The 1,901-nt window shown below is 64.6% G+C and carries 2 protein-coding genes; both read left to right on the top strand.

Annotated elements, in window-relative coordinates; all coding sequences use genetic code 11:
- Positions 1-275 precede the first annotated feature (275 nt).
- Complete coding sequence (gene cysZ, locus R3280_RS16855) at positions 276-1,031, top strand: sulfate transporter CysZ (protein WP_318999768.1); 756 nt, start codon at positions 276-278, stop codon at positions 1,029-1,031.
- Positions 1,032-1,054: 23 nt separating this feature from the next.
- Positions 1,055-1,901: SNF2-related protein (locus tag R3280_RS16850; protein WP_318999767.1), on the top strand; the 847-nt coding region annotated here is incomplete at its 3' end.

Here is a 1,901-nt window from a genome sequence, read left to right as displayed (position 1 = left end):
TGGGTCTGGCTGGTGGTTGCCAGGAACAGGATCGCCGCCACCGAGATGGCAAGGGCCAGGCGCCAGGGCCAGCGCCTGGCCAGCAGGCGGGTAAACAGCATGGGCATGACAGGGCCTTACGGCTGTGTGAATCGGGGCGACATGATATGCTGTGCGCCGCAAAAGCACCAAGCACCAGGGACACCCCGCCAGCCAGCGGATCGGGTCTGTTGAGCCGGCAGGCGCTTTGCCGGCGGCGCCCGGGTGACCACGGATCAATCGGAGATCGTCAGCTTATGGCAGCAGGCAGTTTTTTTACCGGTCTGGGCTATCTCGGCGAGGGCTTCAGGCTGATTCGCCAGCCTGGTCTGCGGCTGTTCGTCATCATCCCCCTGGTCATCAATGTGCTGCTGTTTGGCCTGCTGTTCGTGCTGCTGGCGGACCTGTTTGCCGCCATGATCGCCACCGCCATGGGCTGGCTCCCGGACTGGGCCTGGCTGCAGAGCCTGGACTGGCTGTTCTGGATCCTCTACGGGGTGGTGATCCTGCTGATGCTGGCCTACGGATTCGTGATCATCGCCAACCTGATCGGGTCACCCTTCTACGGCTACCTGTCCGAGCTCACCGAAAAGCACCTTACCGGTCAGGAAGTCTCCGTTGGAGGCGGCTGGGGGCAGATCCTCAAGGACATCCCCCGGGCCCTCTGGCGGGAAGTCCAGAAAATTCTGTATTACCTGCCCCGTGCCGTCGGCCTTCTGATCCTGGGCTTCATCCCGGTGATCAACCTGATGGCGGCCGCGCTCTGGTTCCTGTTCAACTGCTGGATGATGTCGCTGCAGTACGTGGACTACCCGGCGGACAACCACCGGGTCAGTTTTCCCGCCCTCAGGCGTAGCCTGCAGAAAAATCGCCCGGCCGCCCTGGGCTTTGGCCTGCCGGTGGCGCTGGCGGCCATGGTGCCGGTGCTGAACCTGGTTGTGGTGCCCGCCGCGGTGTGTGGCGCCACCGCTTTCTGGGTCCGGGACGCAGGCCGCAACCAGCAACCCGAATAACGCCTTTTCAGCCTGGAGGTTTTTTGGATATTTCCGACTTCGTCATTGGTCAGCGCTGGGTCAGCCATAGTGATCCCAGCCTGGGGCTGGGCATCGTAACGGACGTTTCCGGGCGGCGGGTCACCCTCGGCTTCCCGGCCGCCGACGAGGAGCGAACCTACGCTACGGACAATGCGCCGCTGGCGCGGGTGCGCTATCAGCCTGGCGAGTTTATCGAAACCTTCGAGGGCGAGCGCTTCACCGTGCGTGCGGTGGAGGAAGCCGGCGGGGTTTTCCTCTATCACGCCGATGACGGCGGCGACGACCTGAAGGTGATCTCCGAGGTCCGCCTCAGCAGCCATGTGCATTTCACCACACCCCAGCAACGGCTGTTTGCCGGCCAGTTCGACCGCAACGGGGCTTTCCGGCTCCGGGTGGCGACCCTCAACCACCTGGACCGCCTGCGTGGTTCACCGGTACAGGGGCTCATCGGCGCCCGCACCCAGCACCTCCCCCACCAGATCTACATCGCCCACGAAGTGGCCCAGCGCTACGCGCCCCGGGTGCTGCTGGCGGACGAGGTGGGGCTCGGAAAAACCATCGAGGCGGGGTTGATCCTGCACTATCAGCTCCATACCCTGCGGGCGCGGCGGGTGCTGGTGGTGGTGCCGGAATCCCTGATGCACCAGTGGCTGGTGGAGATGCTGCGGCGCTTCAACCTTCGTTTCGCCATTGTGGACAACGCCCGTTACGACGCCGAAACCCCGCCCGCCGACGAGGAACTGGCTACCGACGCCGATGAGGCCCCGGCCAATCCGTTCGAGGCCGAGCAGTTGGTGCTGTGCAGTCTGAACTTTCTCACCAGCCACCCCACCGCCCGCAGTGACGCCC

It is taken from the genome of Marinobacter sp. (assembly GCF_033722195.1).
Classification (GTDB): Bacteria; Pseudomonadota; Gammaproteobacteria; order Pseudomonadales; family Oleiphilaceae; genus Marinobacter.
The sequence above is the reverse complement of the archived record's forward strand: the minus strand, read 5'-3'. Positions and strand labels throughout refer to the sequence as shown.

What these genes read in the sequence shown, in the direction of transcription:
- cysZ (WP_318999768.1), top strand. Translation starts at nt 276, where the DNA reads ATGGCAGCAGGCAGTTTTTTTACCGGTCTGGGCTATCTCGGCGAGGGC.